Annotated in this window: 23 protein-coding genes; 6 read left to right on the forward strand and 17 right to left on the reverse strand. The window is 37.9% G+C overall.

All coding sequences use genetic code 11. From position 1 onward, the window contains the following. Positions 1–168: 168 nt before the first annotated feature. From rsmA to apaH, 3 genes are read left to right on the forward strand one after another with little or no spacing between them, the layout of a single operon-like run. A complete protein-coding gene (rsmA, locus tag QS62_RS01235; RefSeq protein WP_066104684.1) occupies positions 169–1,014 on the forward strand; it encodes a 16S rRNA (adenine(1518)-N(6)/adenine(1519)-N(6))-dimethyltransferase RsmA in 846 nt (281 codons plus the stop codon). Between the two features lie 2 nt (positions 1,015–1,016). Continuing rightward, a complete protein-coding gene (locus tag QS62_RS01240) occupies positions 1,017–1,970 on the forward strand; it encodes a calcium/sodium antiporter (RefSeq protein WP_066104687.1) in 954 nt (317 codons plus the stop codon). An 8-nt stretch (positions 1,971–1,978) separates the two neighbouring features. Beyond that, entirely contained in the window at positions 1,979–2,806 is an 828-nt protein-coding gene (gene apaH, locus QS62_RS01245; protein WP_066104690.1) for a bis(5'-nucleosyl)-tetraphosphatase (symmetrical) ApaH, read from the forward strand. A 61-nt stretch (positions 2,807–2,867) separates the two neighbouring features. Here apaH and QS62_RS01250 read toward each other — a convergent pair whose 3' ends face one another. The 12 genes from QS62_RS01250 to QS62_RS01305 all read right to left on the reverse strand — a co-directional run bounded on the left by QS62_RS01250 (position 2,868) and on the right by QS62_RS01305 (position 10,693). Beyond that, positions 2,868–3,140, reverse strand: coding sequence for an HU family DNA-binding protein (locus QS62_RS01250; protein WP_066104693.1), 273 nt, complete (start codon positions 3,138–3,140; stop codon positions 2,868–2,870). 204 nt (positions 3,141–3,344) lie between these two features. Beyond that, the gene (locus tag QS62_RS01255) at positions 3,345–3,935 is read right to left on the reverse strand and encodes a YjaG family protein (protein ID WP_066104697.1); all 591 of its coding nucleotides are present in this window, start codon (positions 3,933–3,935) and stop codon (positions 3,345–3,347) included. A gap of 9 nt (positions 3,936–3,944) precedes the next feature. After that, entirely contained in the window at positions 3,945–5,012 is a 1,068-nt protein-coding gene (gene hemE, locus QS62_RS01260; protein WP_066104701.1) for a uroporphyrinogen decarboxylase, read from the reverse strand. 4 nt (positions 5,013–5,016) lie between these two features. Next, a complete protein-coding gene (gene nudC / locus QS62_RS01265) occupies positions 5,017–5,796 on the reverse strand; it encodes an NAD(+) diphosphatase (RefSeq protein ID WP_066104831.1) in 780 nt (259 codons plus the stop codon). Between the two features lie 183 nt (positions 5,797–5,979). Beyond that, a complete protein-coding gene (locus QS62_RS01270) occupies positions 5,980–6,543 on the reverse strand; it encodes an aminotransferase class IV family protein (RefSeq protein ID WP_066104703.1) in 564 nt (187 codons plus the stop codon). 3 nt (positions 6,544–6,546) lie between these two features. Next, the gene (locus tag QS62_RS01275) at positions 6,547–7,482 is read right to left on the reverse strand and encodes an aminodeoxychorismate synthase component I (RefSeq protein WP_066104708.1); all 936 of its coding nucleotides are present in this window, start codon (positions 7,480–7,482) and stop codon (positions 6,547–6,549) included. A gap of 12 nt (positions 7,483–7,494) precedes the next feature. Further along, complete coding sequence (locus QS62_RS01280) at positions 7,495–7,959, reverse strand: YchJ family protein (protein ID WP_066104711.1); 465 nt, start codon at positions 7,957–7,959, stop codon at positions 7,495–7,497. Positions 7,960–8,111: 152 nt separating this feature from the next. Then, positions 8,112–8,561 carry a 50S ribosomal protein L9 gene (rplI, locus tag QS62_RS01285; RefSeq protein WP_066104716.1) on the reverse strand — a complete coding sequence of 150 codons (450 nt, stop codon included), beginning with the start codon at positions 8,559–8,561 and terminating at the stop codon, positions 8,112–8,114. A gap of 21 nt (positions 8,562–8,582) precedes the next feature. Beyond that, complete coding sequence (gene rpsR, locus QS62_RS01290) at positions 8,583–8,810, reverse strand: 30S ribosomal protein S18 (RefSeq protein ID WP_005759927.1); 228 nt, start codon at positions 8,808–8,810, stop codon at positions 8,583–8,585. Positions 8,811–8,822: 12 nt separating this feature from the next. After that, positions 8,823–9,149, reverse strand: a complete 327-nt coding sequence (gene priB / locus QS62_RS01295) for a primosomal replication protein N (RefSeq protein ID WP_066104719.1) — start codon at positions 9,147–9,149, stop codon at positions 8,823–8,825. Beyond that, a complete protein-coding gene (rpsF, locus tag QS62_RS01300; protein WP_065234351.1) occupies positions 9,136–9,513 on the reverse strand; it encodes a 30S ribosomal protein S6 in 378 nt (125 codons plus the stop codon). The genes priB and rpsF overlap by 14 nt, the downstream gene beginning before the upstream one ends. A 133-nt stretch (positions 9,514–9,646) precedes the next feature. Beyond that, complete coding sequence (locus QS62_RS01305) at positions 9,647–10,693, reverse strand: glycosyltransferase family 9 protein (RefSeq protein ID WP_066104722.1); 1,047 nt, start codon at positions 10,691–10,693, stop codon at positions 9,647–9,649. Positions 10,694–10,758: 65 nt separating this feature from the next. Between QS62_RS01305 and QS62_RS01310 the strand changes: the two genes are divergently transcribed. Beyond that, positions 10,759–11,481: a 3-deoxy-D-manno-octulosonic acid kinase gene (locus QS62_RS01310; protein WP_414146313.1), complete on the forward strand. Its 723-nt coding sequence runs from the start codon at positions 10,759–10,761 to the stop codon at positions 11,479–11,481. Here the strand turns inward: QS62_RS01310 and coaD are convergent. The 4 genes from coaD to efp all read right to left on the reverse strand — a co-directional run bounded on the left by coaD (position 11,469) and on the right by efp (position 15,455). Next, positions 11,469–11,942: a pantetheine-phosphate adenylyltransferase gene (coaD, locus tag QS62_RS01315; protein ID WP_066104728.1), complete on the reverse strand. Its 474-nt coding sequence runs from the start codon at positions 11,940–11,942 to the stop codon at positions 11,469–11,471. The two genes, QS62_RS01310 and coaD, sit on opposite strands and share 13 nt — an antisense overlap. Positions 11,943–11,945: 3 nt before the next feature. Then, positions 11,946–13,214, reverse strand: a complete 1,269-nt coding sequence (gene waaA, locus QS62_RS01320) for a lipid IV(A) 3-deoxy-D-manno-octulosonic acid transferase (protein WP_066104731.1) — start codon at positions 13,212–13,214, stop codon at positions 11,946–11,948. Then, a complete protein-coding gene (locus QS62_RS01325; protein WP_066104735.1) occupies positions 13,214–14,788 on the reverse strand; it encodes a glycosyltransferase family 2 protein in 1,575 nt (524 codons plus the stop codon). Before QS62_RS01325 ends, waaA begins: the two co-directional genes overlap by 1 nt. Before the next feature lie 97 nt (positions 14,789–14,885). After that, on the reverse strand, positions 14,886–15,455 hold the full coding sequence (gene efp, locus QS62_RS01330) for an elongation factor P (RefSeq protein ID WP_066104737.1): 570 nt from the start codon (positions 15,453–15,455) through the stop codon (positions 14,886–14,888). A gap of 65 nt (positions 15,456–15,520) precedes the next feature. Between efp and epmB the strand changes: the two genes are divergently transcribed. Both epmB and QS62_RS01340 read left to right on the forward strand, forming a co-directional pair. Further along, positions 15,521–16,531, forward strand: a complete 1,011-nt coding sequence (gene epmB / locus QS62_RS01335; protein ID WP_066104740.1) for an EF-P beta-lysylation protein EpmB — start codon at positions 15,521–15,523, stop codon at positions 16,529–16,531. Positions 16,532–16,708: 177 nt separating this feature from the next. Further along, positions 16,709–17,917 (forward strand): LysM-like peptidoglycan-binding domain-containing protein, encoded by a 1,209-nt coding sequence (locus QS62_RS01340; RefSeq protein ID WP_066104743.1) that lies wholly within the window; start codon positions 16,709–16,711, stop codon positions 17,915–17,917. Between the two features lie 129 nt (positions 17,918–18,046). On the opposite strand, the gene raiA is transcribed toward QS62_RS01340, so the two are convergent. Continuing rightward, positions 18,047–18,367 (reverse strand): ribosome-associated translation inhibitor RaiA, encoded by a 321-nt coding sequence (raiA, locus tag QS62_RS01345; protein WP_066104745.1) that lies wholly within the window; start codon positions 18,365–18,367, stop codon positions 18,047–18,049. Positions 18,368–18,568 lie beyond the last annotated feature (201 nt).

Below are 18,568 nucleotides of genomic sequence, written 5' to 3' on the forward strand. Positions count from 1 at the left end.
CTTTTGCTTCGTTTTCTTTGCACAAGCAAAGAAAATGAAGTCGCCCTTTAGGGCGAAACCTAAATTTTAGATAAGAAATAATTTAGCTAAAAGTTTTATAATTGACTTTGAGACCGCACATAATGTGCGGTCATTTTTTCCATAATTATTTAGTAATAACAAAAAACTATGAATTCAAAAACTCATCTCGGTCATACGGCACGTAAACGTTTTGGACAAAATTTCTTAAATGATGATCACATCATTCAAAGTATTGTGGCAGCTATTAACCCACAAAAAAGCGATTTTCTGATTGAAATCGGGCCAGGGCTTGGCGCATTAACTGAACCAGTTGCCGAACAAATCGATCATCTTACTGTTATCGAATTAGATAGAGATCTAGCGGAAAGATTACGCCACCATCCATTTTTACAGCAAAAATTAACGGTAATTGAACAGGATGTAATGCGTTTTGATTTTCAACAATTGGCAACAGACGCTAAACAACCATTGCGTATTTTTGGTAATTTACCATATAACATCTCTACGCCATTGATGTTCCATCTATTTCAATATCACGATGTAATTCAAGATATGCACTTTATGTTGCAAAAAGAGGTCGTTAATCGTCTTTGTGCAGGAGCAAATAGTAAAGCTTATGGCAAATTAACCATTATGGCGCAATATTTCTGCCAAGTGATTCCTGTATTAGAGGTGCCGCCAACAGCTTTTAAACCAGCACCAAAAGTTGATTCTGCGGTCGTGCGTTTGGTTCCTCATAAAGTGTTGCCACATCCAGTAAAAGATCTCTATTGGTTAAATCGCGTATGTACGCAAGCCTTTAATCAACGCCGCAAAACATTGCGTAATTCATTAATGGATCTCTTTACTGCAGATCAACTTACCGCATTACAAATCAATTTAACCGATCGTGCCGAAAATCTAACAATTGCAGATTACGCTCGTTTAGCAAACTGGTTAGCGGATAACCCTCCACAACACGCAGATGATAGTAAGGCGGAATTTGAGGAATAACGATGGAATACGTAACACTGATCGTGGGAATTGTATTTATTCTCTGGGGTGCCGATCGTTTTACTGATGGCGCTATCGCCCTTGCTCGTCGCTTCCAAATCAATGAATTAGTCATTGGTTTAACCATTGTTGCCTTCGGTACATCGCTACCAGAATTTATCACTAGTTTTTGGGGCGCTTTTAGAGGTAATTCTGGCGTATCCGTCGGTAACATTATCGGTAGCAATCTTTTTAATACCTTAGTGATTGTTGGTGCCAGTGCATTAGCGACACCAATTATCATTAAGGCAAGCTCTGTCAAAAAAGAGATTCCTTTTGCCCTCCTTGCTTCGATAGCTTTTATCTTGTTATGTTTCGATAAATGGTTAAATCAACAACCAATTGATTATATTTCTCGTGCTGATGGTTTAATTTTATTGCTCTTTTTTGCAATTTTCTTGAGTTACACCTTTTCTGCTGCGAAACAACAAGATGCGAACGAAGAAAGCGAAGTTCATACACCACCATTAACGTTAACAAAAGTCGCTTTTTATTTAATTATCGGTTTGGCTGTCTTAATCTGGGGTGGTGATCTCTTTGTTTCCGGTGCAATTCAAATCGCCCATAATTTTGGCATTAGTGAAGCTGTAATTGGTTTAACCATTGTTGCTGCCGGTACTTCATTACCCGAATTAGCAACATCTGTCTTTGCAGCAAAAAAAGGTAGTTCTGATTTGGCTATTGGTAATGTGGTAGGTAGTAATATTTTTAATATTTTCTTTGTTATGGGTGCTTGTGCGGCACTGTTCCCATTACCTGTTGGCGATATTTCTTACCTTGATTTTGCAATGCTAATTATCAGTACTCTCTTACTGTGGTGGTTTGCGGCAACAGGAAGAAAAATTTCACGTATTGAAGGCATTATCTTATTAGCGAGTTATGGTTGTTATCTCGCTTATTTACTCAGCACGCTTTAGGAGGTGTGATGGCAACCTATATTGTTGGCGATCTACAAGGCTGTTTTGACGAATTACAATTGTTATTACAACAAGTGGAATTTAATCCGACCGCCGATAAACTCTATTTAGTTGGAGATTTAGTTGCCCGCGGTGATCAATCGCTTGAGTGTTTGCGTTTCGTAAAATCACTCGGTGCTGCCGCGCAAACTGTATTAGGCAATCACGACTTGCATTTATTGGCGACTGCTTATGGTATTAAAAAAGTAAAAGCGAAAGATCGAGTTGATGCGCTGTTTGCAGCACCTGATTTCAACGAATTAATTGATTGGCTGCGCCATCAACCACTGCTAATTGATTGTTCTCAACAGCAAGGTTTTGTCATCACTCACGCAGGAATTAGCCCAGAATGGGATTTAGCTACTGCCAAACAGTGTGCGCATGAAGTTGAACAGGTGTTACAACAAGGCGATTACAAACAACTATTAACGGAAATGTATAGTGATCAACCAGATCATTGGGAAGATTCACTTTCTGGCATCGATCGTCTTCGTTATAGTATTAATGTGTTCACCAGAATGCGCTATTGTTTTACCAATAAACATTTAGAATTTGCTTGTAAATTACCACCCGCCGAAGCACCTGACAACTTAAAAGCTTGGTTTGAGCTAACTAATCCACTTTATCAACAAACCGCTATCTTGTTCGGACATTGGGCTAGTTTAATCGGTTACCCAACACCTAAAAATATCTATGCCCTTGATACTGGCTGTGTTTGGGGAAATTATATGACAATGTTACGTTGGGAAGATAAACAATTTTTTACGCAAACCGCAATAAAAGACTATATCAAGTAAAAGCAGAAAAAATAAAGCCGCTGATAATAAGCGGCTTTTTCATCATTTGTAATCTTACAAATTATTTTACAGCGTCTTTTAATGCTTTACCTGAAACAAAGGCTGGAACTTTAGTCGCTGGGATTTTGATTTCTTTACCAGTTTGTGGGTTACGACCTGTACGTTCTTGACGTTGGTTAACTTTGAATGTACCGAAACCAATTAATTGTACTGGGTCACCTGCTTTAAGGCTTTCTGTAATTGCTTCTAAAGTTGCTTCCAATGCTTCTTTAGACGCTTTCTTACTTAAGTTAGTGCGTTGTGCAATTACGTCAACTAATTCAGTCTTGTTCATAAATAATTACCCTCTATAAATTTACTATGGTTATAAATTGAATAGATTATCTCTGGTTCAATTTCTTTATCGAAAGCCGAGATAGCTTTAATTGGTGAAGATCCGTTATTCCACCCCAGCTCAAGCCTTGTCATGAGCCAACAGATTAATCTAACTTTCATCAGATTAAAAGCAATTTATTATTAAAATTAGAAAAAAGTCACATTAATTGTTTATTTCAACCCCGATATTACTGATTTTTGTGGCTCGGATCTCATTTTTTAGCCCATTAATCACCTCAACATCACGCTTTTCTAACGCATTTAAAGTGCGATAAATTTGCCATTGCACATCTAATTCATCAGTAATCAACGGATTTTCTTTTAATTCTTTTTCATCTAATTCACGATTCTCTTCTGTTTCTAATAATGCAACCACCGTTTGCAACGAAATCACACTTACTTTTACTGCTTGTTCTAGCGCTTCTCCCGCAATAATCGTGTGCAATAAATCTGATAGTGCTTCGCACGCATCCACCGCTGGTACAATACCAAAAAAGTCATAATCGTTAATATCGGGAATCACTGTTTCAAATTTCTCTAACTGATGTTCAAAATTAATTTTGGCATCTTTAACCGTTAAATATTCCCAAACTAAATTTAAAATATTGTGATAAACCTTTGCCTGCTGCGGTTGTTCCGTAATCTGACAAAACATTGCAAAATTTGGATACATACGTTCACATAAGCAAGCCATAAACACCATTTGCTGCCAACTTTCTAAATTGGCTAAACGTTTTTGAATCGGGTTTCTCATATGCTTTCCTTATACTGTTTTATACGGTTTCGAATAATGATGGATTGCATCAACGAACACTTTTGGACTTTCTACTGGTACATCTTGATGAATTCCATGTCCTAAATTAAAAACATGACCAAAACCTTGTCCGTAACTCGCCAAAATTTGTTTCACCTCTTGTTCTATACGAGCTGGCTCCGCATATAACACGCTTGGATCCATATTACCCTGTAAAGCGACTTTATCACCCACACGAGCTTTTGCTTGCGCAATATCAATCGTCCAATCCAAACCAATTGCATCACATCCTGTTGCCGCAATCGCCTCTAACCACAAGCCGCCACCTTTGGTAAATAAAGTAACTGGTACTCGACGCCCTTCATTCTCACGAATCAAACCTGCAACAATTTTCGCCATATATTGCAATGAGACTTCACGATATTCGTGATGTCCTAACACTCCACCCCAAGTATCAAACACCATCACCGCTTGAGCACCAGCTTTAATTTGTGCGTTCAGATACAAAATCACACTATCAGCCAATTTATCTAACAAACGATGCAATAATTGTGGTTCACAATAGAGCATTTTCTTAATTTTCGTGAAAGTTTTACTTGATCCACCTTCCACCATATAAGTTGCCAATGTCCAAGGGCTACCTGAAAAACCGATTAATGGCACTTCTCCCTGCAATTCACGACGAATCGTTCTAACTGCATTCATCACATAACCCAGCTCATCTTCAGGATCTGGGATCGGCAATTGCTCCACATCTGCCATCGATACAATAGTTTTCTCAAATTTCGGGCCTTCACCAGCGCCAAAGCTGAGTCCCAATCCCATTGCATCAGGAATGGTTAAAATATCAGAAAACAGAATCGCTGCATCTAACGCATAACGACGTAATGGCTGTAACGTAACTTCACAAGCTAACTCTGCATTCCGGCACAGCGACATAAAATCACCAGCTTGCGCTCTTGTGGCTTTATATTCTGGCAGATAGCGTCCCGCTTGACGCATCATCCAAACCGGCGTCATATCCACAGGTTGACGTAATAATGCACGTAAATAACGATCATTTTTCAATTCAGTCATAAATTTATTTTTCCTCAGCACAAAGTGCTAATGTTGCTTTAATTAGTTTGCGCGCAATTGTCCCTTCCGGCGGTAATTCTGGTAAAGCGGCATCATAACGGAACCATTTTGCATCATGAATTTCACTATCTTGTAAATGAATATCACCACTTTCATAATCCGCTAAAAAACCCACCATTAATGAATTAGGAAATGCCCAAGGTTGGCTACCAAAATAGCGGACATTTTTCACCTTAATGCCAACCTCTTCCAAAATTTCCCGATGTACTGTTTGTTCTAAGTTTTCACCGACTTCGACAAAGCCTGCTAATGTTGTGTACATTCCACCAATATGGCGTTGATGATTGGCAAGCAAAATCTCTTTACCACGTCTTACTGCTACAATAATCGATGGACAAATCACCGGATAATGGCGATAACCACATTTTGGACATTCCACTGCAAATTCATCCGTTGGCAAATAATTACGTTCCCCACATCTGCTACAAAAACGGTGAGTTCCATAAAAATAATTTAGGGCAACGCCACGATTTAATAGGTTAAATTCTGTTTCATCACGATATAGCTGAGCACGTAGGGAAACGTATTCTCGCTGCTGATCATTTGGTATTTCTGCAATTAACCATAAAGGTTGCTGACGAAATTCACCGATAACACAACCTTGTAAACCAACGACACTACACTCTTTAGCATTCCCAAAAGGCAATTCTCCTGCTTGTAAATAGAGTGCTGATCCCTGTGTTAATAACCAATAACCTTGATCTGTTTCTTGAATAGTCTGCATCATGATTTATACCTCTTTTTTTGATCAACGTGCGACCCTTCGTTAAGACGAATTTTTACCAGCGGTTATTATAGCGGAATTTCCTTTATTGCTCGGTATTTTTCACACCAATTTCTATATTCATTCAAGTTAAAAATAAGGCAAGGCAAAACAACATAACAAAGTATTAATTGCAACGAACGACTACAAATTATTCAATGCATTAATCACGCGAATTTCTTCAAACAAATCTAATTCATTTAACGTAATTGATCGCAACTGTAATAGTTGTTGATCTAATAATCTTTGTCGTTGTGTTCCTGCTAACAGCGGTGAATCAGGAGTAAACCATTCTCCTTGCCGTAACAATGCTAAATTACCAATACTGCAATCGGTAATTTTTCCTTGTTGAATAATCAAAATTTCATCTGCACCTTGTCGCTGCTGATACAGTGCATTTAATTGCTCGCGATTACAATATTTAAAGCGGTAATCCAACTGTTCACAAACTACAGGTTGAAAACGCTTAAATTGACGGCGTTGATAGGGATAAAAGGCGATCTGATAATCCTGTTGATTGTAATCAATACGACAACGCACTAACCCTTGTTGATATTGTGGCGGAATTTTTACAATATCCGCAAAATTAAATGCTTGATAATGAGTAGAGTAAAAATGTTGCAACGTGCGCTGATAACGAGCTTGATGGTAGGTCAGATTTTGGATTTCCCCATCTTGGATGGCTAACGTTTCAAAACATAAAAACATAAATCAGCTCTTTTTAGTTGGAATATACACTTTTGCCAATAATTCTTCATATTCACTTGCTAGCGTACTATGGCGAGTAATACCTCCACCGCTACGGAATTGCATGCCTGTCGCAGTCTGTTCAATATAACGAATAATTACCGCACTTTCTAAACAGTTACCATCAAAATAACCAAACACTCCAGTGTAAAAACCTCTTGGCTGCTGTTCTGCTTGTTGGATAATTTCAACTGTTTTCTCTTTTGGGGCGCCGCTAATCGAACCAGCAGGCAACATTCTCTTAATTAACGCCAATGGATCATCACGCCAATGCGGCGTTAAATCACCGCAAATTTCTGAACTCGTTTGCCAAATTGCTCCACGTTCAGTTTCAATTAATTCACTATAACGAAAACGTGATACTTGAATATTGCTTGCCACCATCGCTAAATCATTACGCAGCAAATCAACAATCGTATTATGTTCCCATTGTTCTTTTTGTGAGGATAACAATTGTGCCTGTGCATTAGGCAAACTTGCATCAATTGTCCCTTTCATTGGATAGGTATAAATTTTATCATCCTGAATACGCACAAAACATTCCGGAGAGAAACAGACAAACTTATCCTGATATAACAATTTATAAGGCGCAGCACTCGCCGTAAAAATATCCACTAAACTGTAATTGGTTTCGATTTTAGTTGGATAAGTGAGATTTAATAAATAACTGTTACCTCGTTGGATCTCAGACTGTACTAAATTAAATCCTCTCTGATAATCGGCGAAATTTATTGCTTTTGTTGCTAATGACAATGGTGCTTTTGGTTTCACAAAAGTATCCGGTACATTATTTACACCATGCAAATCAAAATAGATCCCTTGTTCTGCTGCCGCTGATAACGGTATAACAATCTGTTGTTGCTGTTCAAAATCGATTAAAAAGAAAAATGGCGCTGTCATAATCAACTAAAATTAAGCTAAAAAAGGAGCACAACACTGCTTAAATTTTTTACCAGAACCACACAAACAAGGCTGTTTCATTGTTAATTTTATTGGTACTGTTGGATCGAGGAAATACCACTGATTAGCGATTTTCACAAAAGCAGATAATTCATGATGATCCATACGTTTATTTTCTTGTAAATAGTAAGCTTTAAATTCAACTAAAGCATGAGCTTTATCTACTTCTGGAATAAATTTTAATACGTCTAAACCGTCCCATTTAGTATTAACTGACCATTGTTGCAATGCCTTACGATTTAACAATGCTTGCTGTGCTGGAACAGTAGTCGCTACGATATAATCAATTTCAGTTAATACAAATGCTGCATAACGCGAACGCATCAATTGTTCTGCATTTTCTGCAATCTTACTTCCTTGATGTAATGACTGACAGCAATCGACATAAGTTAAACCTGATTGACATGGACACTGCATAGCTGCTTCCCTATATGTTACTTATGATAAAAAGAGTGTGCGTAGGATACGGGAAATTCCAATGAAGAGAAAGGATTAATCTTGGGATAATCAAAAAAACAAAACCCCAGTCAAATGACTGAGGTTTTTAATGTTTCTAGAATAATTAGAAATTATTCTGCAACAATGATTACGTTTAATGAAGCAAACACTTCGCCATGGAATTGGAAACGAACTTCGTGTTCACCAAGGGTACGCAATGGGCCAGTAGGAAGACGAACTTCGCTCTTCGCAACTTCAACGCCTTTCGCTGTGATTGCATCTGCAATATCACGTGTACCAATAGAACCGAATAAACGTCCTTCATCACCTGCTTTAGAAGCGATAGTTACTGAACCTAATGCTTCAAGTTTTTCAGCACGGTCAAGCGCAGCAGCTAATGCTTTCGCTGCTTTTTCTTCTAATTCAGCACGACGAGATTCAAAATATTCTACGTTTGCTTTGGTTGCCATAACTGCTTTACCTTGTGGGATTAAGAAGTTACGTGCATAACCAGATTTTACATTTACTTGATCACCAACATTACCTAGGTGAACAATTTTATCTAAAAGAATGACTTGCATTACCGTATCCTCTCTTGTTAATTACTGATGATTGTCAGTGTACGGTAACAACGCTAAGTAACGTGCACGTTTGATTGCACGAGCTAATTGGCGTTGGTACTTCGCACGAGTACCGGTAATACGGCTAGGGACAATTTTGCCGCTCTCTGTAATGTAGTTCTTTAATGTAGCGATATCTTTATAATCGATTTCAACTACATTTTCCGCTGTGAAACGGCAGAACTTACGACGACGGAAATAACGTGCCATGTGGCTATTCTCCTAATCTATAAATTCGATTTGCTCGGCATGTAAGACCAATTGGTCTAAACCTTGACTAGTTTTATGTGAATGGATAAATCCTGATACACACACCTTACTGCCGACCGTAATGCCTTGAGTTTTACTTGTTAATTGATGACCACTAAGTTGAATAGGGATTTTGCACCATGCTTGCCTAGCTAATCCAGCTTCTTGCTGTTGGGAACGATGTTCCAGCCAAAATTGGCAATGCGCTATTCCACTTGGGCTTTGATGTCGTTTTGGTTGAGAAACTACTGTTCCAATCAACGAAAAACGATTATCAATCTTCAAATTACTCTTCAGCATCCTCAAAATCGTTGTTATCAACATCAGCTAAAGCTTTACGATCATCTTTTGCTTTAACCATTGGGGACGCTTCGGTTACGGCGTGCTTAGTACGAATAATTACGTTACGAAGAATTGCATCGTTGTAACGGAAAGTTGTTTCAAGCTCGTCGATGACTTCTTGCGGTGCTTCTACATTCATTAACACATAATGTGCTTTATGTAGTTTATTAATTGGGTAAGCCAATTGACGGCGGCCCCAATCTTCTAAGCGATGAATTTGACCACCAGCTTCTTTTACAGAACCTGTGTAGCGTTCAATCATGCCAGGTACTTGTTCACTTTGATCTGGGTGAACCATAAACACGATTTCGTAGTGACGCATTACTGCTCCTTACGGGTTAATCAGCCTCCGACTATAGACCAGTCGCCAATCTGCGGAAGCAAGGAACGAAAAAACGGAACGACTGTGAGGTCGCAAATTGTACTCAAATCCAATTAAAAAGCAAGTTAAAAAACTATTTTAATGCTAAAAGCTGCCACATTTTTGTAGCAACTTGCTCGGTAGTAATTTGCGCCATTAAATCTTTACCATACACCTTCGTACCCCACGCTAATTCTTGCCATGATTTGCGATATTGCTGCGCTGCATTTTCATCATAAACAGATACCACATTATCAACATCATAATATGGGCCAGTACGTCTTGGATTATGGCAAGCATAAAGTCCTAATACACGTGTTCCGGCCATTGTAGCCATATGTGCTGGACCAGAATCAGGCGTAATCACTAAATCGACTTCTGCAAAAAGTGCCACTAATTGCTGTAACGAAGTTTTACCTGCTAAATTTGTGAGAGGTAACGGACATAACTGACAGATTTGTTCTGCCACTTGCATTTCATGCTTACTCGGTGAACCAGTAATAATGACTTGGATATTTTTCTCTGCGGCTAAACACGCTATTTCAGCATAACGTTCTACCAGCCAATCTTTCTCTTTTTTACTGGAACATGGCGAAATAGCAATAGTTTGCCGATTAGTATCAATAAAGGTTCTTACATATTCTCGATCTACATTACTGATCGGAAAACGCCAACTCGGTTGTTGAATAGGCACACCGATGTATTCAGCAAAGCTCAAAAAACCATCTAACACGTGATAACCTTTAGCTTGCCCAACTTTTCTATTAGTGAATAACCATTGCCCTTCTTTAGCACGCTGACGATTAAAACCAATACGATATTTAGCACTAATACCTAATGAAAGAATAGAGGCGCGAATTGCTACCTGCATATCTAATAGCGCATCAAATTTATAAGGACGTAACTTTTTCCATAAGGCCAATACACCTCGCCATCCCTGCTTTTTATCAAAAATGACAAACTCAATGCCAGGAACATCTTTGAGCAATTGTGCTTCCACTTTACCAATCACCCAAACAATTTTAGTACTAGGATAATAGGCTTGGATCTGTTGCACTGCCGCTAACGCATTACAAACATCACCAATTGCAGATAAACGAAGAATACATAGTGATTGTGGCGGTTGAGAAAATAAGCTCATAGAAATTCTTCTCGATATGTTAAAATTGCCGCTTATTTTAATCCAAAAAAGCGATCGTTCGCAGTATAACGAGGATAAAAATGAGCCAAATTCACTATTTATTCAATGCCCATTTAACCGAAGCTCAATTAACACAGTATTTCTCACCACAATATTGGCAACAACAGCAAAAAATTTTAGGTTCTGCTAAAGGACGCGGTACTACCTATTTTTTAGACAGCCAGCAAGAATTGGGCTATCGAGCGGCATTACGCCATTATTATCGTGGCGGTTTATTTGGCAAGTTTATAAAGGATCACTTTTTATACTCACAATTGGCTAATTGTCGTAGTTTTGCTGAATTTACCCTATTACAACAACTGAAAGAGAAAGGATTACCTGTTCCTACTGCGATTGCTGCTCGTGTTAAACGTTCTGGATTTTGTTATCAAGCTGATATTTTGATTGAGCTCATTGAAAATGGGCAAGATCTGGTAGCAATTTTGCAGCAACAAACATTACCTGAAAATTTATGGCAGCAAATTGGGAAATTAATTCGTCAATTACATAATCAACAAGTTTTTCATAGTGACCTTAATGCTCATAATATTCTGCTGCAAACGATTGATAATCAACAAAAATTATGGCTATTAGATTTTGATAAATGCGGTTTTCGGGAAGGTAACGAATGGAAAGCCGCTAATTTGCAGCGGCTTTATCGTTCATTTCAAAAAGAGATCCAACGCTATCAAATTCAATTTAGTGAACAAAATTGGCAAGCGTTGCTAACTGGCTATCATGCCAATTGAGAGATTTTCGCAAAAACACTTGCTGGCACTAATTTTTGAATATCCCCTTTATGTAGCAAAATTTCTCGCACCATCGTAGAAGAAACATATGACCATTTTTCTGATGGTGGGAAAAATAAGCTTTCCACGCCGTTAGTCAATAAACGATTTAAATGTGCCAATTGTAATTCATAGTCAAAATCGCTCGATGTTCTTGCACCACGAATAATGCCCTGAATATTTTTTGCTAAAATTAAATGCGCCAATAGACCATCAAAAGCAATCACCTCAACATTAGTTAAATTCGCTGTTGCCGCTTGTACCATTTCCAAACGTTGCGCTAAGCTAAACATAGGCTTTTTGCTTGGGCTGGCCGCAACCGCTACGATTAATTTTGGGAATAATGCTGCAGCACGATTAATAATATCTAAATGACCATTAGTAATAGGATCAAAAGTCCCTGGATAAATCATTGTTATCATTTGCTATTCACCTAAATAAACATCCAATAAGTGTAATGTGCGCTGTAATGCACCCCGATTTTGCTGTAAAAAAGAAAAACCTTGCTTACCATAATGTTCGGCAATGGCAGGTTGTGAGAGATATAAAGCAACTTGCTGTTGTAATGATTCAATATTGCTTTCTACCAACGCGACACCTTCAAGTTCCGCTAGTTTTTCATAAATCTGTTTAAAATTAAAAATATGCTTTCCTGAAATCACTGGCAATTGAAACAATAGTGGTTCAAGCGGATTATGCCCACCACGCTCAATTAGACTCCCACCAACAAAGGCAATATCAGCCAACGCATATAATTTCAGTAACTCACCCATCGTATCACCAAACAGCACTTGCGTTGTCGTTGCCACCAATTGCGTTTGGCTACGTTTTTGATAATTAAATTGCTGTTGTTGTAATAAATTTTCTACTTCCGTAAAACGTGCTGAATGACGAGGCACTAAAATTAATAAGAGATTAGGGTAGCTCTCTAATAATTGACGATGCACTGCCAAAATCAATGCTTCTTCACCAGCATGGGTACTACCTGCGATCCATACTGGACGATCTGCTAGTAATAACTGTTTTTGCTGCCGATATTGAGTGATCTCTTGATCCGATAAATTCAGATCAAATTTTAAATTGCCGGTACAAACCACTTTATCATTTGCTACCCCTAGCTGGCGATAACGTTCCGCACTAAGTTCATCTTGTGCAGCAACCGCATCAATTCCTTGCCAGACTTCTTTTAAACTCGCTTGGAAATAGCGGTAATGTTTAGCTGATTTTGCTGATAAACGAGCGTTAATTAATAACGTTGGAATCTGCTGACAACGCAATTGATAAAGCAGATTAAACCACAACTCAGTTTCGACAATAATAAAGGCTTTCGGCTGTAAAATTGTAATAAAACGTCGTATCAATGGCGGCAAATCAAAAGGTAAATAACAATGTTGTACTTGATCGCCAAACAGCTTTTTTACTTGATATGAACCGCCTGGAGTAAAGGTGGTAATAGTGAATATTGTATTTGGATACTTCGCTAATATTTGACGTACTAACGGCGCAATCAGTAATACTTCACCCACTGAAGCAGCGTGAATAATCACACTCTCTTTTTGCAAATTTTTTATACAAGCAAAACGTTCACCCCAACGCTGTCGATAACCAATCTCTTTGCTGCCTTTAAAGAAAAACAGCAATAAAACAAATGGCAGTAAGAGATATAGAAATAATGTATAAACTAAACGTAACATTATGCTTTCTCAGCTAAAAAACGATCGACACCATTCTCACAATAGACAATTTTATTATTGATTGCTTGTGCTAATAATTGATCATTTTGAGGTAAGGCATCTCGTGCTTCTTCCTTATGCCATAAATGGTAAGCAATCGCTGCAAAACGAATATCTTTTCGTTTCATTCCTGCGTTGTAGAAACGAGCAACAAACTCACTATCCTCTCTTCCCCACCCAACAAAATCATTATTAAAACCATTTACCGCTAGCGCATCATCGCGGAAAAACGCCATATTACAACCACGAATCCCTTTGTAATAATCCTTCTTCTCTTTATGTAACAATCCATTTAACCAATAAAGATGAGCTGCTGAAAAACGCTTTTCAAAACGGGTTTCGATACCTGGTTGATACCATTTAATAACTGGATAATGATCAGGTGTGTTTAAAATTTCTACTGTTTTCTTCTGTGGTAGTGAAACGCGGCTACCTTGTACAAAGACAGAACGTTTTGCATAACGTAAATGATCTTGGATAAATAAAGGATGTAACACCATATCGCCATCGACTACGATAATATAATCACTTGTCGCTTTGGCTAATGCTCGATTTCTTGATTCAGCTAACTTAAATCCCTCATCTGGCTGCCAACAATGAATTAACGGTATTGGGAACAAGGCTTGATAGCGTTCAATAACTTTTGCTGTTTCTTCTGTTGAACCATCATCAGCAACTAAGACTTCCGTAGGCATTTGACGTTGTTGTAAAACCGAATTTAAGACAGCTTCTAACGCATCAGGTCGATTATAAGTCGTAATAATTAACGAAGTGGTAATACGTTGATTGTACTCTACTAACTTCACGTATTTATAATAAGCGCCCATTGCATTAGCACAAGAAATCACAAAACCATCTTGCCCATCTAAAAAGCCTTTTTTCAGAAAATAGTGTTTGATAAAAGAAGAAAGACTATGGGTAATGGCTGAAAAAATTGAAACTCGTTTACGTCCTTGCTGTTGTTCTGCAAACAAGGTGGTATATTGCTGCATTTTTTGAATTAAATCAGCCGCACCATCAAAAGAGTAATGCAAAAACGGTTGTTTTAATTGTGTTACTACAACATCTGCTGGAATTTCTAAAGATTCATGCACTAATTTCTGATTAAAACGTACGTACTGGCGGTGATACAAACGCGGTACATAATTCGGATACCAACCACAAGTTTTTATCGGTTTTCCTCGATAGTGATTTAAACGTGATAAAGAGTAAACACATTTCGCATTACTTAAGTCCAACTGACCTAACTCCGCAATCAACTCTTGCGGTAATACTTCATCACTATCAATATTTAAAATCCAATCATTCGCTGCATATTCTGCTGCAAGGTTTTTTAAGGGACCAAATCCAATAAAAGGTGAATGCTTAATCACGACATTACTAAATTTTTTGGCAATCTCAAGTGTATTATCGGTTGAACCATTATCTAGTAAAAGAATTTCATCAAATTGCACCAGAGAATTTAACACTTGCTCCAAATATTTTGCTGAATTTTTCACTAGCATCGTGACGCTAATCGGTAATTTTGCACTCATTCTTTTATCCTTGTTTCAAGATTGACTTTGCCCCTAAATAAAAATCCTCTTTACCTGACGGTGCAAGAGGATTTTCGTTTTCATTGTTAAGTGTAAATTAGTCCTTCACGCGTGATACATATTCGCCTGAACGAGTATCAACACGAATCACTTCACCAATTTGTACGAATAAAGGAACACGAACTACTGCACCAGTGCTTAAAGTTGCTGGTTTACCACCAGTACCGGCAGTATCACCTTTCAAACCTGGGTCAGTATCAACAACTTCTAATTCAACAAAGTTTGGTGGAGTCACAGTGATTGGGGTACCGTTCCATAAAGTTACGATACATTCTGCTTGATCTAGCAACCATTTATCGTTATCACCAACAGCTTTTGCATCTGCTGCAAGTTGTTCAAAAGTTTCGTTGTTCATAAAATGCCAAAACTCTTCATCTTTGTATAAGAAGGTTAAGTTAGTATCAACAACATCTGCAGCTTCAACAGTAGTACCTGATTTGAAGTTCACATCTAACACTTTGCCAGAAATAAGTTTGCGAATACGAGTACGAGTAAATGCTTGACCTTTACCTGGTTTCACAAATTCATTTTCTACAATTACACAAGGCTCACCGTCTTGCATAAATTTAAGACCTGGTTTGAAATCACTGGTAGAATAACTTGCCATAATATCCTCATTAATGAAAAAATAACGCCCTTATTTTAAAAATTCAAAGGCCCACATTTTTAAAAGTGCTTATGATAACCCAAAACCACCTGATTAGAGAAGTATCAAGTTGGACAGATTATCTCGCTACCGCTATTTCTGATCCAATAGAGTTAATAAAATACCTTGAGCTACCCGTTGAAAACTATCAACAAGACCTATCAGCACGCCGTTTATTTGCAATGCGTGTACCATTACCATTCGCACAGAAAATGCAAAAAGGTAATCCGAATGATCCTTTGTTTCTGCAAGTAATGACCAATCAAGCGGAATTTATTGCTGCTGCCGGTTTTGTAAAAGATCCGTTGCAAGAACAAGATAATCCTATCCCGAATTTATTGCATAAATACCATAATCGTGTTTTGCTGATGGTGAAAGGCGGATGTGCAGTCAATTGCCGTTATTGCTTCCGTCGCCATTTCCCTTACGCAGATAACCCCGGTAATAAAACAAACTGGCAACAAGCTTTGAACTATATTGTTCAACACCCAGAAATCGAAGAAGTGATTTTTTCTGGCGGTGACCCATTAATGGCAAAAGATCATGAAATTACTTGGTTAGTCAATGAGTTGGAAAAAATCCCTCATCTTAAAACTTTACGTATTCATACTCGCTTACCTGTCGTAATTCCTCAACGTATTACAGCGGAATTATTACAAACCTTAGCCGCATCGCCACTCAATAAAGTGATGGTATTACATATCAATCATGCGAATGAAATTGATCAGCAACTTGCACAGGCTTTAACACAGTTAAAACGACATAATGTCACTTTATTAAATCAATCTGTATTACTAAAAGGCATCAATGATGATGCTTATATTTTAAAAAACTTAAATGATAAATTATTTGCCAACGGTGTATTGCCTTACTATCTGCATCTCTTAGATAAAGTAGAAGGCGCTAGCCACTTCTGGATCGACGATCAAACCGCTTTAGCCATTTATCGACAATTAATTACCTTATCTTCGGGCTATTTAGTGCCAAAATTAGCACGAGAAATTGCCGGTGAAAAAAGTAAAACTTGGTATAGTTAAAAATATTCTGCGATAAATGTGGATTAGCCTTAGTAATACGCTTTTTTTTCCTTTAAAATAACAACCCTAATTAAGTGGATAACGCCTTGCGTTATTGCCAAGAATTTTGATGCAAGCTAATGACTAGCTTGCAGAGTCAGCGAACTATTTGCCATATTTAACAACTTGAGGTATATCGTGAGTAACATAGACAAGGAACAGCAGCCAGAACAACAAAATAACCAACAAAATGAACTCAATTTAGATTTTGATGAGTTCGAACCTATCACTCCTAAAAGAGCTGCTAAAGCCCCAGAAACAGCACCATCATTCTTCGATAAAATTAAAGGTTTATTAGCTAAAAAGTCTGCTAAACAAGAAGCACCAACTTTTGCACCAGCAGAAGAAAATAATCAATACGCTGAATTCGATACCGAACCGGTAACCACTAACAAAACTAGTGCAATTAAAAACTTACCAACCCGTTATCGCCGTTTAGCTATTAGCCTTGCCGTATTATTAATTATTATTTGTCTATTTATTTGGTTAAAACCAAATAGCCAACCAGTAGATAACCTCCAATCACAAGAGAATAATTTACCAATTGAGTTCCAACCAATTGATCCAAACGCAGCAGCAGAGGCTAATACACCACCACAACCGAATGCTACAGATGGTAATGCTGTTCCTGCTACTAATGAAACAGCGACTGCAAATGACGCCGCTACCACAGCTAACACGTTGACACAAGATGCTGCTGCTAATCCAGCTGCACAACAACCTGCTGTAGATAATACGCCAATTACAACGGATGCGCCTGCAGCAAATGCTGCACCAACCGTTGATAATTCAAGTACAGCTGCTCCAGCACCAGCTGAAAAACCAGCGCAACCAGCACAACCAGCGCTTACTCAAGAACAAATTAAACAAATTGAGAAAAAAGCATACGAAGAGGAACAGGCTCGTTTAGTTGCGCAAGCTAAAGCTCGTGCAGAACAACGTGCTCGTGAAGAGTTCAGAGCAAAACAGCAACAACAAAAAGAGAAAGAAAGCCGTAAAGCACAAGCTTTATTAAATGGTAAAGAGGTTCCTGTTGTTGAAGCAAAACCTACACCGAGAACGACCAACAAAACAACTTCAACTGCTGCCACTGGCGGTGCAACAAAAGTATTAACTGTGCCAGCAGGTACATCATTAATGCAAGTTTTCCGCGATAACAAATTAAATATCGCTGACGTAAACGCAATGACAAAAGCAAATGGCGCAGGCAATGCTTTAAGCAGCTTTAAACCGGGTGATAAAGTATCCGTTAATGTGAATAGTGAAGGACGCGTTTCTGAACTTCGCTTACCAAATGGCGATAAATTTATCCGCCAAAGTAATGGTAGTTATATCTATCAAAAATAAGTTAATTTCTATTTCTGATCATAGACCTATTACCTAAGGAGAATAGGTCTTTTTTATGTGCTATCTAGCTAATTAGAATAAAAAAGTCCAGCAACTGCTGGACTTATAAATCAATTAGTTAATTTTCAATTATTCAAAAGAATCTTTTAAACGTTCACTTGCACGTCTTGCTTCGCCTTTATGTTGTAATTTATTAAGTTGGCGTTCAAGTTTTTCTTGAACTTCTGAGATTGCTCGATACATATCTTCATGTTCTGCTTTAGCGACCAAATCGCCGAATGGTGTACCGATCATTGCTTCCACCCCAAATCCTTTTGGCAGTTTTTGTAAAATAAAATGAGGATTAATTAATTGGGTTTGCCATTTGCCTAATTTTGCTAAGCGTTCTTCAATGTGTGAACGGATTGCTGGGGTAATATCCATTTGTTTACTAGTAATATTTAGGGTCATAACATTTACCTCTCATTGTAAGAAGACTGTTTCCAGTCAAGAAAAAAATCCTGTTCTTGTTTAAGAACATAATGCCAGAAAATTTTCTTTTCAAGCCTTTTTATGTTTATTTTTCAGAATAGTGAAGTAAATCAAAAATACAAAATAAATCCATTTCGCCAACGAACTTAGCCTTTTTACATTTTCACTATCATTTTGTGT

It is taken from the genome of Gallibacterium salpingitidis (genome assembly GCF_001678495.1).
Classification (GTDB): domain Bacteria; phylum Pseudomonadota; class Gammaproteobacteria; order Enterobacterales; family Pasteurellaceae; genus Gallibacterium; species Gallibacterium salpingitidis.

Bases quoted from the DNA above. Each gene is read 5' to 3' on its own strand.
- hemE (WP_066104701.1), bottom strand. From the start codon at position 5,012: ATGACTGAATTGAAAAATGATCGTTATTTACGTGCATTATTACGTCAA.
- rsmA (WP_066104684.1), top strand. From the start codon at position 169: ATGAATTCAAAAACTCATCTCGGTCATACGGCACGTAAACGTTTTGGA.
- priB (WP_066104719.1), bottom strand. From the start codon at position 9,149: ATGCTGAAGAGTAATTTGAAGATTGATAATCGTTTTTCGTTGATTGGA.
- QS62_RS01240 (WP_066104687.1), top strand. From the start codon at position 1,017: ATGGAATACGTAACACTGATCGTGGGAATTGTATTTATTCTCTGGGGT.
- QS62_RS01275 (WP_066104708.1), bottom strand. From the start codon at position 7,482: ATGACAGCGCCATTTTTCTTTTTAATCGATTTTGAACAGCAACAACAG.
- QS62_RS01250 (WP_066104693.1), bottom strand. From the start codon at position 3,140: ATGAACAAGACTGAATTAGTTGACGTAATTGCACAACGCACTAACTTA.
- rpsR (WP_005759927.1), bottom strand. From the start codon at position 8,810: ATGGCACGTTATTTCCGTCGTCGTAAGTTCTGCCGTTTCACAGCGGAA.
- rplI (WP_066104716.1), bottom strand. From the start codon at position 8,561: ATGCAAGTCATTCTTTTAGATAAAATTGTTCACCTAGGTAATGTTGGT.
- QS62_RS01280 (WP_066104711.1), bottom strand. From the start codon at position 7,959: ATGCAGTGTCCATGTCAATCAGGTTTAACTTATGTCGATTGCTGTCAG.
- efp (WP_066104737.1), bottom strand. From the start codon at position 15,455: ATGGCAAGTTATTCTACCAGTGATTTCAAACCAGGTCTTAAATTTATG.
- coaD (WP_066104728.1), bottom strand. From the start codon at position 11,942: ATGATAACAATGATTTATCCAGGGACTTTTGATCCTATTACTAATGGT.
- rpsF (WP_065234351.1), bottom strand. From the start codon at position 9,513: ATGCGTCACTACGAAATCGTGTTTATGGTTCACCCAGATCAAAGTGAA.
- QS62_RS01270 (WP_066104703.1), bottom strand. From the start codon at position 6,543: ATGTTTTTATGTTTTGAAACGTTAGCCATCCAAGATGGGGAAATCCAA.
- QS62_RS01305 (WP_066104722.1), bottom strand. From the start codon at position 10,693: ATGAGCTTATTTTCTCAACCGCCACAATCACTATGTATTCTTCGTTTA.
- nudC (WP_066104831.1), bottom strand. From the start codon at position 5,796: ATGCAGACTATTCAAGAAACAGATCAAGGTTATTGGTTATTAACACAG.
- QS62_RS01255 (WP_066104697.1), bottom strand. From the start codon at position 3,935: ATGAGAAACCCGATTCAAAAACGTTTAGCCAATTTAGAAAGTTGGCAG.
- raiA (WP_066104745.1), bottom strand. From the start codon at position 18,367: ATGACCCTAAATATTACTAGTAAACAAATGGATATTACCCCAGCAATC.
- QS62_RS01325 (WP_066104735.1), bottom strand. From the start codon at position 14,788: ATGAGTGCAAAATTACCGATTAGCGTCACGATGCTAGTGAAAAATTCA.
- apaH (WP_066104690.1), top strand. From the start codon at position 1,979: ATGGCAACCTATATTGTTGGCGATCTACAAGGCTGTTTTGACGAATTA.
- waaA (WP_066104731.1), bottom strand. From the start codon at position 13,214: ATGTTACGTTTAGTTTATACATTATTTCTATATCTCTTACTGCCATTT.